Raw genomic sequence first — 14,234 nt, 5'->3', positions numbered from 1 at the left:
TCCAAACACTCTGAAAAAAGAGAGGATTATATAATCCTCTCTTTTTGGGCAACACTATTTACTTTCCACAATTAAGGTCACCGGACCATCATTGATTAAAGAAACGTCCATCATCGCTCCGAACTTCCCTGTTTCGACATGCAATCCTTGTTTACGGACCTCTTCATTGAAGAAATCGTATAAACGCTCTGCATAGTCAGGTTTCGCAGCATCCATAAAGTTTGGACGTCTTCCTTTACGGCAATCTCCGTATAATGTGAATTGCGAAATAGATAGAACTTGTCCTTCTACATCAAGTACAGAGTGGTTCATCTTTCCGCTCTCATCTTCAAAAATACGTAAGTTTGCAATTTTTTCTGCAATGTAAGTTGCATCTTTTTCTGTATCTTCATGCGTAATGCCAACTAGTAATGTTAAACCGAATGGAATTTGTCCTACAATCTCACCATCTACTGTGACGGACGCTTCCTTTGATCGTTGTAAAACAACTCTCATTTTTTCTACACTCCCTATTAATGCATCATGCGTCGTACTGCATAAATTTCTGGAACACGCTTAATGCGCTCTACTACTTTTTTCAAGTGTTGTAAGTTACGAATAGAGATTGACATATTAATTGTCGCCATCTTATTACGGTCACTTCTACCAGAAACAGCTGAAATATACGTTTTCGTCTCTGTAACAGCTTGCAGTACTTCATTTAATAAACCTCGGCGATCGTAACCTGAAATTTCAATATCAACGTTATATTCAATTTCTTTTTCAGGGCTACCTTCCCACTCCACTTCTAATAAACGTTCTACCGCTTCTTCTGTATGAACATTTACACAATCACGACGGTGAATCGATACACCTCGGCCTTTCGTAATATACCCAACGATATCATCACCCGGAACTGGGTTACAGCATTTTGATAAACGAATTAATAAATTATCAGCACCGCTTACCTTTACACCAGAATCCCATTTTCGAATTTTCATCGGTTTACGAACTTCTTTAACTTCAACAATTTCTTCTTCTTCGCGTTGTTTGCGGAACTTGTCCGTTAGTCGCGTAACAATTTGCGCGGCTGTAATTCCGTTATAACCTACTGCTGCAAACATATCTTCTTCATTCGCAAAGTTAAACTTCTCAGCAACACGTTTTAAATTATCAGGCGCTAATACTTCTTTCATCTCGTACTCTAGGCCACGTACTTCTTTTTCAACAAGCTCACGGCCCTTTTCAATATTTTCATCTCTACGTTGCTTCTTAAAGAATTGACGTATTTTATTTTTCGCATGAGATGTTTGAGCGAGTTTTACCCAATCTTGACTTGGTCCATACGAATGTTTCGATGTTAAAATTTCAATGATGTCACCTGTTTTTAATTTATAATCAAGTGTCACCATTTTCCCATTTACTTTTGCACCAATTGTTTTATTTCCAATTTCCGAATGGACACGATACGCAAAATCAATTGGAACAGATCCAAGTGGTAATTCCATTACATCGCCTTTCGGTGTAAAGACAAATACCATATCAGAGAATAAATCAATTTTTAATGACTCCATAAACTCTTCTGCATTAGAAGCTTCATTTTGCCATTCTAATATTTGACGGAACCATGTAAGTTTCTTCTCTAATGTACCTGTTGTTTCTGCTGCTTTTCCTTCTTTATACGCCCAGTGTGCCGCGATCCCGAACTCTGCAATTTCGTGCATTTCTTTCGTACGAATTTGCACTTCAAGTGGATCTCCTTTTGGTCCAATTACAGTCGTATGAAGAGATTGATATAAATTTGCTTTCGGCATTGCAATATAATCTTTAAAACGACCTGGCATTGGCTTCCAACACGTATGAATAATTCCAAGCACCGCATAACAATCTTTAATACTATTTACAACGACACGTACAGCTAATAAATCGTAAATTTCATTGAACTGTTTATTTTGCAGTGCCATTTTACGATAAATACTGTAAATATGCTTTGGTCTGCCAGAAATCTCAGGTTGAATTGCAACTTCTTTTAATTTCTCGCGAATGCCAGTCATTACTTCATCTAAATATTCTTCACGCTCTGCACGTTTACGCTTCATTAAATTTACAATACGGTAATATTGTTGTGGATTTAAATAGCGAAGTGACGTATCCTCTAGCTCCCATTTAATAGTATTAATTCCGAGTCTATGCGCTAAAGGTGCAAAGATTTCTAATGTCTCATTTGCAATGCGACGCTGCTTCTCTTGGGGCAAATGTTTCAATGTACGCATGTTATGAAGACGGTCAGCTAGTTTAATTAAAATAACTCGAATATCTTGAGCCATTGCAATAAACATTTTGCGATGGTTTTCTGCTTGTTGCTGCTCATGAGATTTATATTTAATCTTTCCGAGCTTCGTCACACCATCGACAAGCATAGCAATTTCTTTATTAAATTCCCGTTCAATATCTTCTAATGTAACCTCTGTATCTTCCACTACATCATGTAAGAAACCTGCCGACACGGTTGCTGGATCCATGTGTAAATCCACTAAAATACCAGCAACTTGAATTGGATGAATAATGTACGGTTCACCCGATTTTCTATATTGTTCACTATGCGCATCACGTGCATATTCATAGGCACGTGCCACTAGCTCAATATCTTCATTCGCTAAATATTGACTTGCTTTCTCGAGTACCTGTTCAGCTGTTAGTACCTGCTCATTTGCCATCGAATCACCTTTTATTGAAAATTGACTTTATCTTTATTAAGTAGAATAAATTATATTCTATCATTATAACCTAATGATTGTGAATTGTGAAAAGGAAAAGATTTTACTGACATTTCACCTTATTTTTTTGTGCAATTATACAAAAGTACCCGCTCCTCTCCAAGAGATTCACGGGTACTTCTTATCACCGTAGTTTTACCTATATAGCGATTAGTATTTTTCTAATACTAATACATCGTAACCATCTAACATTTTACGACCATCTAAGTAAGTAAGCTCTACTAAGAATGCAATTCCTGCTACAACTCCACCTAGCTCTTCAACTAGCTTAATTGTCGCTTCGATTGTTCCACCTGTAGCTAATAGGTCATCTGTAATTAATACGCGTTGGCCTGGCTTAATTGCATCTTTATGGATTGTTAAAACATCTTTACCATATTCTTTACCGTAGTCAACTGTAATTACTTCGCGTGGTAATTTTCCTAATTTACGAACTGGCGCAAATCCTACTTCTAATGCATAAGAAACTGGGCAACCGATAATAAAGCCACGTGCTTCCGGTCCTACTACAACATCGATATCTCTTTCTTTTGCATACTCAACGATTGCATCTGTTGCTGCTTTGTATGCTTTACCGTCGTTCATTAAAGGTGTAATGTCTTTAAACACAATACCTTCTTTCGGATAATCCGGTACAATTGCGATATGTTGCTTGAAATCCATATTTCTGAATCCTCCTCAGATCTAAAAGGTTTGTAAATACAAAACCTTTACCCTAACTGTTCTACTTCTTTATGATTACGAATCGTTTCAAACCATGTATATAATTGCTGATATGTGCTATAAACCAATTCTTTTTCTAATTGTAAGTGGTTCATTTTCTCACGATATGTGTTCGATTCAATTAAATCACGCTTTTGTTTTTTGTCTGCCATAAAAATGACGCCATCTTTTATTGTAACAAATTCTAACTCAAAAAACACCTGTGTCATGAAATTTACTGTATCTTTTGACCAACCTTTATGACGACATAGTTGTTCACCATATTGTCTTAAAGAAAATGGTGTTTTTTGGCTCAAGAAAGAATAGTACCATTTAAAGTGTTCCCTCGTTGGGATTGTACTAAATAAATGATTATTCTCTTGATAAAATAACGCATAAATTCGCGATGGGAATCCCACTTTAAATAACTCCCGTAATTCATCGGTTCCTTTTGGTAAGTCGAGTAACACAATATATTTATCATCTAAATGAGCTACTTCGGATGCATGCGTGAGCTGCTCCTTATAGTTTTCTAGAGAAAATTTATTCAATACATCTTCTGAAAAATACACCATTGTTATTTTTTCTTTCGGAAGTTCTGCTAAATTCGCTTCTGCATTACGCATACTACGCCAGTCAAATAACTGCCACGCCTCTACCGCAATATCTTGTACCATTAATTGTGGCTTCTTAAAATTATTCCATTCATTAATGGATGCTTCTCCTATTACAGATACCTTTGCAACTGGAGAAATTTCTTTTGCATACGCACCAAATCCAAATCCAATTGTGTCTAGTGTTGCTTGTCCATCACGAAGAGCCATTTTCAAATGAGAACCGTCTGATCCAATTGCCCGAATACTTTCTAACTCAGCATCTTTCACTGCAATACGTGGTTTTGGGTTTCCAACACCAAACGGTGCTAACTTTTGCATTTCCTCAATTGCCGCAAGCGTTACATCCTCCACTTTACAAAAAGCATCAACGGCTGTAATTGGAATGAAGTCTGCTTCTGTTAAAATGGCATCTGCTTGCTCATTTAAACGGCGACGTAATTCCTCTACATCATTCATATGAAGCGTCATTCCCGCTGCCATCGGATGACCTCCGAAGTGCGGTAATAACTCTCTACAATCTGACAAGTTTGCAAATAAATCAAACCCTGCAATACTACGTGCGGAGCCCTTCGCTGTTTCTTTTACAGGATCAATGCTTAATACAATTGTTGGACGATAGAAACGCTCAACTAATTTAGAAGCGACAATTCCAATTACACCTGGATTCCAACCTTCTTTTGCAAGCACTAACACTTTGTTTTCTTCTGGCGGGAAATTATTTTCAACTTCAGCGATAGCTTCTTCTGTAATTTGCTTTACAATGTCTTTTCGCAGTTTGTTCAGCTCATCAATTTCTTCGGCCAGCTCTTTCGCTTCCTCTGGATCATCTGATAATAAAAGGTGTACAGCCGGCGCTGCATCTTCTAAACGTCCAACGGCGTTAATACGTGGCGCAATTGAGAAGCCAATGCTTTCCTCTGTAATTTCACTTTGCGAAACGTTAGCCACTTTAAACAATGCCTTTAAACCGATATTTTTCGTCATGCGCATATGCTTTAAACCACGCTTCACTAGCAACCGATTTTCACCATGAAGTGAAACTAAATCGGCTACTGTACCAATTACTGCAATTTCTAATAAATGTTCTGGCACACGGCCTAATAGTGCATGTGCAACTTTAAACGCAACACCTACACCCGCTAAATAGTGAAACGGATACACACCACCATCTAGTTTCGGATGAATAATCGCAAGTGCCTCTGGTAATTCTGGCGGTGGCTCATGGTGATCTGTAATAATAAGATCTATTCCGAGCTCCTTCGCTACCTTCGCTTCATGTACCGCTGCAATACCAGTATCGACAGTAATAATTAAAGAGAACCCCGCACTATGTGCCCAACGAAACGCTTCTTCATTCGGTCCATAGCCTTCTGTAAAACGGTTCGGAATATAAAATTCTACATCTGCACCTAATTCTTGTAGAGCAAGATATAATACCGTCGTACTACTTACTCCGTCCGCATCATAATCACCAAATATTAATATTTGTTCTCCATTTTGAATCGCCTTATTTACACGCTCTACCGTTCGATCCATTCCTTCTAATAAAAATGGATCGTGGAATTCTTGATTTTCTGTATTTAAAAAATCTAAAATCTTATCTTCTGTATCTAGTCCTCTACCGAGGAATAAAGAAATAACAAGAGGTGACAATTGCAATTTACTTGCTAATTCACTCACTCGCTCTTCATTATATTCTTTTTCTTTCCAACGCGTCTTCGGTTGTAACACGAAATCACCCCTTAACCTGTTTATTATACAAGACAGATTAAGGGGTGACAATATAATGCAAACTACGATGCAATATCTGCATACTAAAATGTTAACAATGTTTAATTTGGAGAATACGGATTTATATGCACAAACACATTTTGTACGTTATCTTGTTCCATAAGTGTTTCTTTCACATGTTTTCCAATGCGGTGTCCTTCTTCTACAGTAATGTATGGATCTACAGAAACCTTAATATCTACAATAACATAATGGCCATGTTCCCTTGCATATAAAGAACCGATTTTTTTTACGCCATCCACTTGCAGAACTGCTTCTCTAAGCGGAATAACATCCTCTTCGTGAAGAACGTGGTCCAGCGTTGCATGAATTGCTTCCGCTCCAATACTCCATGCCATTTTTACAACAAGAATCGAAACAAATAACCCCGCAATCGGATCAGCATATACAAGCCAATCTAATCCGAGCTTCCCACCGATAATAGCTGCACAAATACCGATTAAAGCTGCAATTGAAGAAAATACATCCGAACGGTGCTCATATGCATTTGCAATAATTGCATCACTATTTACCTTTTTCCCTAATCGAAATTTATATTGAAACATTCCTTCTTTCACGACAATTGAAAGAACAACAGCAAAAATCGTAATTCCTTTCGGCGGTTCTAGTTCTTGCGAGAAAGCTTTTATAGATGAAATCGCTATCTCAATTCCCACAATAAATAATAACACCGCAACAATAATCGCTGAAATCGATTCCGCTTTACCATGACCATACGGATGATCTTCATCGGGTGGCTGCTTTGCTGCTCGCAATCCAAAAAGTACAGCTAGCGAACCAATTACATCTGATGCGGAATGCACAGCATCCGCTAACAGTGCTTTACTGTTCCCAATATAACCAATTACCGCCTTTACAATCGCTAATATAATATTACCAACGATTCCGACAATAGCACCAAACTCGGCCTGTTTAAAACGTTCATCTTTTTCCATAATTAAAATCCCTTCTTTTCTTAACCTATCTTTTTATTAGAATAAAAACAACGATAGCCCAACCACTTCCTTCCATCTTTCCCTTTCAAAAGTTGCTACCTTATTGTATCCACAAACGAAAAAAGAGATGCCTCATTATGAGGCATCAGCTTTTTTATACTTGCGGTTCAGATACTTCTTTCTCAACCTTTTTGTTTCCTTTACCCTTTTTCAAACGACGGTTTTCAAGTAATAACCAAATTTGAGAGGCAACGAAAACAGAAGAATACGTACCTACAACTAATCCAACAAGTAATGCAAACGAGAAGTTACGTAGTGACTCACTACCGAAGATAAGCAGTGCAATTACCGGGAATAACACTGTTAATACGGTGTTAATCGAACGACCAAGCGTTTGGCGAATACTCATATTTACGATTTCTTCTAGGTCTTTTATGTCGCGAACTCGTTTTTTCTGTTTGTATAGCTCACGGTTTCTATCAAACGTAACAATCGAGTCATTAATAGAATAACCGATGATCGTTAATACCGCAGCGATAAACGTTAAGTCCACCTCTAGCCCCAAAATACTAAACATAACAATCATAACGAATGCATCATGGAGTAATGCCAGTACTGCAGATAATGCATACGTAAATCGGAATCGAATACTTACGTATAAGATGATAACTGCAGAAGCAATTAATACTGCGATAAATGCATTTCGTGCAATTTCTTTACCGATTGTCGGTGAAACTGTACTTACGTTTGGCTCTGTACCATATTTATCTTGGAAGAATGTTTTTGCTTTCGCGATTTCATCTTTTGATAAAACGCCTACAGTACGAACAGCGAATCCTTTATTGTCCTCTCCAGTCGGTACAATATCTTCTTCCTTCACATCAATTTTCAATTCTTTCAAATCTTTATGAACATCTGACACAGTAAGTGCTTGTTTTGATTGCAAGTCCATACGTGTACCACTCGCAAAGTCAATTCCAAGATTCAATTTGAAAATTGGTAGGATAATTGCACCTGCAATTACAACTACAATCGAGAAGATAAGGAATTTATGACCGATATTTACGAAGTTAATGCGATCAAATTTCGTTGGTGGATGTACTATACCTTTTGTTAACGGAATAATATCCTTTTGTTTCACACCAAAATATCCTGGTTTTTTATCAAAATAACGACTCTTTACAAGTAATCCTAATAAGAAACGAGTACCGAATACGTTTGTAATAAAACCAACTAAAATACTTACGATTAAACTTGTTGCAAAGCCTTGCACGGAGCTTGTACCATATACGAACAACACACCTGCAGCTGCAAGAGTCGTAATGTTTGCATCTAAAATCGTTGCTAATGAACGATGGTTACCAGCACGAAATGCTGACATCATTGACTTACCAATTTTAAGTTCTTCTTTCAATCTCTCGTACGTAATGATATTCGCATCAACTGCGATACCTACCCCGAGCACTAACGCCGCAATACCTGGTAATGTAAGAACCGCGTGCATCCAGTTAAATACGAGTAGCGTAACAAAAATGTATAGGCCTAACATAATAACGGCTACAAGCCCTGGTAAACGGTAGTATACAAGCATAAATAAGAAAATAAGAGCGATACCAATCGCACTAGCGAAAATCGTTTGATCTAATGCTTGTTGACCAAATTTCGCTCCAACAGATGTTGAATACATTTCTTTTAAATCAACAGGAAGTGCACCTGCATTTAATAAAGACGAAAGTTCTTTCGCACTTTCAACTGTAAAGTTTCCACCTACGATAGATACTTCAGCTTGGTTAAATACCTGGTTTACTGTTGCTGCTGATAAAAACTTCGGATTCGGTTTTGCAGCTTCTGCTTTATACGAATCTTTTCCTTCTTCAAAATCAAGCCAAATTACCATTAAATTCGTTGGTGGTGGCATCTTTGAAATTTTTTCAGTTACTTCACGGAATTTGTCAGCGCTTTTTAGTGTAAGACCTACGCTTGCACGGCCTTGCTCATCAAATGTTTGCTTCGCTCCGCCGCCTTTTAAATCCGTTCCGTCCATAAGAAGGTTATCGTTCACATCACGGAATGTTAATTTCGCTTGTGTTGATAACATTTCACGTGCTTTTTGCTGATCTTGTACACCAGCAAGCTGCACACGAATTCGATCTTCTCCTTCAATTTGGATGTTCGGCTCACTTACACCGAGAACGTTAACACGATTTTCAAGAGCACCTACTGTACTTACAAGCGCCTCTCGATCGATTTTATCACCTTTTTTGGCTGGTTTTACTTCATACAGAATTTCAAAACCACCGCGAAGGTCTAGTCCTAGACTAATTCCTTTTGCTATGTCTTTTCCTGCCGCACCAATTACTCCACCGATTAATAAAACGATGAGAAAAAAGGCGGCAATTCTCGTACCACGCTTTGCCATATGTACCCTCTTTCCGCTACTAACACTTTCAATAAATCTCTTACGATTCACTGCTATATGTGTGCATACACCTAGTTAGTAGACTTCCTTTCTATAATTTCGCTAGCCCATCACTAGCTATGTCGGTAAGCCTTACGCAAGACCTACACTTTTATTATTTATTTTTCGCTTCCCTACCTCCTTTATATGTAATCTTAGACATCATTAATTCCTCTTTATCAATACCTATCATTATACTGCAAAAGGAAGAACAAACCAATTGCAGTCAGTTATTTATTTTCATATTCATCAAATGACCAAAGTGGCGCTTGATATGCTTCAACAGTTAAATAAGTCATATATTCATTAGTACTTACTGTTAATACATCATTAACTAATTCATACAATCTAACATCGCTGTCTATCTTCTTCCACTTTTTCACTTTAAGAAACTTCCAAATGTCATCATCTGTCACTCGATCATAACCGAACATTTGGAACTCTTCTACTTTGCTTTCTAAAACGACTTGTAACTGTCCGCGGTATGATTCTACCAATGCCTCTTTATCCAACATATATAACATCTCCTTCTTATTTCAGCACGAAAAGTCGCTTTTACTCCCGCTCTAATGGACAGCAATAACTACTACTTTCAAGAGCATTCACACTTCACTCTCTTAAATGCTTGTCATTCTTGTCTCATACGTGCATATAAATTATTGTAAATCATTCCATTGATTTTGAGAAGGTAGGAGAAGAGTATGACGAGACAAAGCTTTTTAAAAGGTGCATTTATTTTAATGATAGCTGGCTTTATTACAAAAATCCTTGGATTTATTAACCGCATTGTAATGGCACGTATACTAGGAGAAGAAGGCGTTGGCCTTTATATGATGGCTGTCCCCACCTTCATTTTAGCGATTACTTTAACACAAATCGGCCTTCCTGTGGCAATCGCAAAATTTGTAGCAGAAGCGGAAGCGGTGAATGATAAACAAAGAGTCAAAAAAATATTAACTGTCTCCTTAGCTGTTACATCCGTTATTAGTATCATTTTAACAATTGGGATTATGCTCCTCACACCTATTTTAGCAAAAACATTATTAACCGATGAAAGAACGTATTACCCGTTAATGGCTATTTTGCCTGTCGTTCCTGTTATTGCAGTTTCTTCCGTTTTACGTGGTTATTTCCAAGGGAAACAAAATATGAAGCCAAGCGCTTATGCTCAAGTTATAGAACAAGTTGTCCGCATTACAATTATCGCTGTATGCATTCGGTTATTTTTACCTTACGGCGTAGAATATGCTGCAGCCGGTGCTATGTTATCAGCCGTTCTCGGTGAAGTTGCATCCTTATTATTTTTACTCACTTTATTCCAGCGTGAAAAACATTTATCTATTCGTTCTGGATTTTTCACTACTGCAAGAAACAGCAAAGGGACATTTTATTCTCTTATGGACATTGCCCTTCCTACTACAGGGAGCCGTTTAATCGGTTCCGTTTCATATTTTTTTGAACCTATCGTCGTTATGCAAAGCTTAGCGATCGCTGGCGTTGCTGCTTCTGTCGCAACTCAGCAATATGGTATATTAAACGGCTATGCATTCCCACTTCTATCACTGCCAGCCTTCATTACATACGCTCTTTCTACAGCACTCGTTCCATCCATTAGCGAGGCGATGGCGAAAAGGCAGCACAAATTAGTAGAACACCGATTACAACAAGCTCTTCGCATCTCATTAATTACTGGTGGATGGTCAGTCGTTATACTATACGTATTTGCTTCTCCTGTTTTAACCCTTATGTACGGATCAGACAGTGCAACAGCATTCATTCAGCTCCTTGCACCTTGCTTTTTATTTCATTATTTCCAAAGCCCACTTACCTCTGTTTTGCAAGCTTTAAACCTAGCACGAGCTGCAATGATGAATACATTTATTGGCGCCATCGTGAAATTAATCGTTATTTTTGTACTAGCTTCAAGACCAGATTTTCAAATGATGGGCGTTGCACTGGCCATTGCAGCAAATATAGTAACGGTAACCTTCCTTCACTACGCTACCGTTTTAAAAAAGATTACATTTACCATTTACGCAAAAGACTATATTTTTGGCGGGCTTGCCATCGGTATTGCAGGTGGCTTCGGTTTTTACCTTCATAAGTATATTGTTTTTTCTCATTCACTTGGTGTGCAAACATTATGGGAAATCATTTTAACAACAATCGTTTATATCGTTCTCCTCTTCACTTTCAAACTGATTCGAAAAGAAGAGCTAAGTCGTCTCCCTATCATTCGTAAACTTTCATTTTTGAAGTAAACAGGCTTACTATTTCATATGGTAAGCCTCTATTTTTCTTTTAAATCAACAAAAAATTGTCCATTTTGAAAGCTGCAGTACAAAACTTGTGTTATATCGTTATAACCTAAGTTTTTTAATTTTCCAATAAGCCATTCGTTTGTATGTTCAATCATTTGCAAATGATTCGATTGAATTTCCCCATCAATAATAAGAGGAAAAGTAAACTGCAATGCATCCTGCTCACCTTTTTGTTTTTGAAAGACAGATAGCCTCCCAGACGGTTCTAAAATAGCGTATTCTACATCCCTAATGTCTCCAACACCTTGTTCCCTTAATTGCATCATCAAATCATCTATGTTATAACGCTGCTTTCTCATCTTCTTTTCATCGATCTTTCCTGCATTTACAAGAATAGCCGGCTCCCCTTCTATTAAATGCCGAAAGCGTTGAAACTTTAAAGAAATAATCGACAAAACGATTTGGATGCACATAAGAAAAGTCATCGGAACTAATTGATGCCAAAGTGATTTATCTGTATTTTCAATTGCCACTACAGCCATTTCGCCAAGCATAATAAATACGACTAAATCTAATACACTTAGTTCTCCAATTTCACGTTTACCCATAAGTCGAAAAATAATTAAAATGATAATATACAAAAGCATCGTCCGGCCAATGATTGATACCCATTCCATTTCTACATCTCCTTTTTTAATTATCTCGCATGAACGCCCGATTGGTGAGAGCTAATAATTAGCGGGGATGGTACCCACTGATTAAAGTTTCACTTTATAGATTCCCCTATAAAAAAGAAACTAGTCTAACCTGAGCAAAATGAAAATATGCTTGTATTAAAAAGGGGGAATGTATAAATGGATGGAACGAAAAAATTATCAACTGCAATTGGCTTCGGTATTATTACCTTATTAATTCTTGCCTCTATTACAAGTATGGTCATGGCTCTTTTATTAAAGTTTACGAATATTAGTGAAGGGACATTAGTAATTACGATTTTTATACTAGCCCTCCTATCCATGCTTATGTCTGGATTTATCGCTGGCAAAAAAGCGCAAGGGAAAGGTTGGCTAGTAGGTTTCACAACAGGACTTACATTCACCGCACTTGTTTTTCTAGTTAACTATTTAGGCTTTTCTCAAACTTTATCAAACTCACAGTTACTTTATCAATTAGCATTAATGGGTGCGAGTACACTCGGTGGTATTTTCGGTGTAAATATGTCAAAGCAAAATAATTAAAAAAAGGCCCTGCACATTTCATGCAGGGCCTTCCTCATTAGTTTTTCACAACTTCACGAATCGCATTGCGATCGAAAGTTAAGTGTGAACCACCAGATTTAACAACGATTTTCGTTTCATCTACTGATTCGATTGTACCGTGTAAACCACCGATTGTTACGATAGCATCACCTTTTTTTAACTCACTTTGCATTTGAGCAACTGCTTTTTGACGCTTTTGTTGCGGGCGAATTAATAAGAAATAGAAAATCGCAAACATCGCAACGATCATAACGATATTCATCATACCTGCATTCATCTTTTGTTCCTCCTTTTAAATTATGTATTAGAAGTTTTTAGCATTCGGTTTATTAAAGCCATACTGTTCAAAGAATTCTTCACGGAAATCGCCAAGACGGTCTTCACGAATAGCTTGTCTCACCTGCTCCATTAAGTTTAACAGAAAATGAAGGTTGTGATAAGACGTTAAACGAATTCCGAACGTTTCATCACATTTCATTAAGTGACGAATGTACGCACGAGAGTAATTTTTACATGTGTAGCAATCACAGTTTGGATCAAGCGGACCGAAATCTCTAGCAAATTTCGCATTTTTCACAACAAGGCGACCTTCACTTGTCATACATGTACCATTTCGAGCGATACGAGTTGGAAGCACGCAATCAAACATATCAATACCACGAATTGCACCATCAATTAACGAGTCAGGAGAACCTACTCCCATTAAGTAACGCGGTTTATTATCTGGAAGAAGTGGTGTTGTAAACTCAAGTACACGGTTCATAATATCTTTTGGCTCCCCAACAGATAACCCACCTACAGCGTAACCAGGGAAGTCCATTGAAACAAGATCTTTCGCGCTTTGACGACGAAGCTCTTCAAACTCCCCACCCTGTACAATACCGAATAAACCTTGATCTTGTGGACGTTCATGTGCTTTTAAGCAACGTTCTGCCCAGCGGCTTGTACGCTCTACAGACTTCTTCATGTATTCAAAAGTAGCCGGGAATGGTGGACACTCATCAAATGCCATCATAATATCTGAACCTAATGCATTTTGAATTTCCATCGCTTTTTCTGGTGATAAGAATAATTTATCTCCATTTAAGTGGTTACGGAAGTGAACGCCTTCCTCTTCAATACGGCGGAAGTCACTTAAACTGAATACTTGAAAACCACCAGAGTCTGTTAAAATTGCACGGTCCCAGTTCATAAACTTATGCAAACCGCCTGCTTCACGAATAATTTCGTGACCTGGACGTAGCCATAAATGATACGTATTACTTAAGATAATGCCAGAATCCATTGCTTTTAATTCTTCTGGTGACATCGTCTTAACTGTTGCAAGTGTACCAACTGGCATAAATGTTGGTGTATCAAATGAACCGTGTGGCGTATGTACACGTCCTAAACGCGCACCCGTTTGTTTACAAGTTTTAATAAATTCATAACGAATTGCTGTCATAATTTACTCCT

12 protein-coding genes are annotated in these 14,234 nt (G+C 37.7%); 2 read left to right on the top strand and 10 right to left on the bottom strand.

Going from position 1 to position 14,234, the window contains the following annotated elements; translation table 11 throughout:
* Nucleotides 1-54: 54 nt before the first annotated feature.
* From COE49_RS03975 to COE49_RS03945, 7 genes are all read right to left on the bottom strand, one after another.
* Nucleotides 55-495: a D-tyrosyl-tRNA(Tyr) deacylase gene (locus COE49_RS03975; protein ID WP_001266956.1), complete on the bottom strand. Its 441-nt coding sequence runs from the start codon at nucleotides 493-495 to the stop codon at nucleotides 55-57.
* Nucleotides 496-512: 17 nt separating this feature from the next.
* Entirely contained in the window at nucleotides 513-2,696 is a 2,184-nt protein-coding gene (gene relA / locus COE49_RS03970; protein ID WP_001262804.1) for a GTP diphosphokinase, read from the bottom strand.
* Nucleotides 2,697-2,906: 210 nt separating this feature from the next.
* Nucleotides 2,907-3,419 carry an adenine phosphoribosyltransferase gene (locus COE49_RS03965; RefSeq protein ID WP_000346215.1) on the bottom strand — a complete coding sequence of 171 codons (513 nt, stop codon included), beginning with the start codon at nucleotides 3,417-3,419 and terminating at the stop codon, nucleotides 2,907-2,909.
* A gap of 47 nt (nucleotides 3,420-3,466) precedes the next feature.
* Entirely contained in the window at nucleotides 3,467-5,806 is a 2,340-nt protein-coding gene (gene recJ, locus COE49_RS03960) for a single-stranded-DNA-specific exonuclease RecJ (protein WP_088230668.1), read from the bottom strand.
* Between the two features lie 101 nt (nucleotides 5,807-5,907).
* Nucleotides 5,908-6,801 (bottom strand): cation diffusion facilitator family transporter, encoded by an 894-nt coding sequence (locus tag COE49_RS03955; protein ID WP_088230669.1) that lies wholly within the window; start codon nucleotides 6,799-6,801, stop codon nucleotides 5,908-5,910.
* A 154-nt stretch (nucleotides 6,802-6,955) separates the two neighbouring features.
* A complete protein-coding gene (gene secDF, locus COE49_RS03950) occupies nucleotides 6,956-9,220 on the bottom strand; it encodes a protein translocase subunit SecDF (protein ID WP_088230670.1) in 2,265 nt (754 codons plus the stop codon).
* Nucleotides 9,221-9,489: 269 nt separating this feature from the next.
* The gene (locus COE49_RS03945; protein ID WP_088230671.1) at nucleotides 9,490-9,774 is read right to left on the bottom strand and encodes a post-transcriptional regulator; all 285 of its coding nucleotides are present in this window, start codon (nucleotides 9,772-9,774) and stop codon (nucleotides 9,490-9,492) included.
* A gap of 186 nt (nucleotides 9,775-9,960) precedes the next feature.
* Between COE49_RS03945 and spoVB the strand changes: the two genes are divergently transcribed.
* A complete protein-coding gene (spoVB, locus tag COE49_RS03940) occupies nucleotides 9,961-11,520 on the top strand; it encodes a stage V sporulation protein B (protein ID WP_088230672.1) in 1,560 nt (519 codons plus the stop codon).
* Nucleotides 11,521-11,549: 29 nt separating this feature from the next.
* On the opposite strand, the gene COE49_RS03935 is transcribed toward spoVB, so the two are convergent.
* Nucleotides 11,550-12,197, bottom strand: coding sequence for a DUF421 domain-containing protein (locus tag COE49_RS03935; protein ID WP_088230673.1), 648 nt, complete (start codon nucleotides 12,195-12,197; stop codon nucleotides 11,550-11,552).
* 177 nt (nucleotides 12,198-12,374) lie between these two features.
* Between COE49_RS03935 and COE49_RS03930 the strand changes: the two genes are divergently transcribed.
* On the top strand, nucleotides 12,375-12,758 hold the full coding sequence (locus COE49_RS03930; protein WP_088230674.1) for a TIGR04086 family membrane protein: 384 nt from the start codon (nucleotides 12,375-12,377) through the stop codon (nucleotides 12,756-12,758).
* Between the two features lie 37 nt (nucleotides 12,759-12,795).
* Here the strand turns inward: COE49_RS03930 and yajC are convergent, their stop codons facing one another.
* Nucleotides 12,796-13,056, bottom strand: a complete 261-nt coding sequence (gene yajC / locus COE49_RS03925) for a preprotein translocase subunit YajC (RefSeq protein WP_000991117.1) — start codon at nucleotides 13,054-13,056, stop codon at nucleotides 12,796-12,798.
* A gap of 27 nt (nucleotides 13,057-13,083) precedes the next feature.
* On the bottom strand, nucleotides 13,084-14,223 hold the full coding sequence (tgt, locus tag COE49_RS03920; protein WP_000125362.1) for a tRNA guanosine(34) transglycosylase Tgt: 1,140 nt from the start codon (nucleotides 14,221-14,223) through the stop codon (nucleotides 13,084-13,086).
* Nucleotides 14,224-14,234 lie beyond the last annotated feature (11 nt).

The sequence above is a fragment of the Bacillus sp. AFS029637 genome, from assembly GCF_002584985.1.
In the GTDB taxonomy this organism is placed as follows: domain Bacteria; phylum Bacillota; class Bacilli; order Bacillales; family Bacillaceae_G; genus Bacillus_A.
The sequence above is the reverse complement of the archived record's forward strand: the minus strand, read 5'-3'. Positions and strand labels throughout refer to the sequence as shown.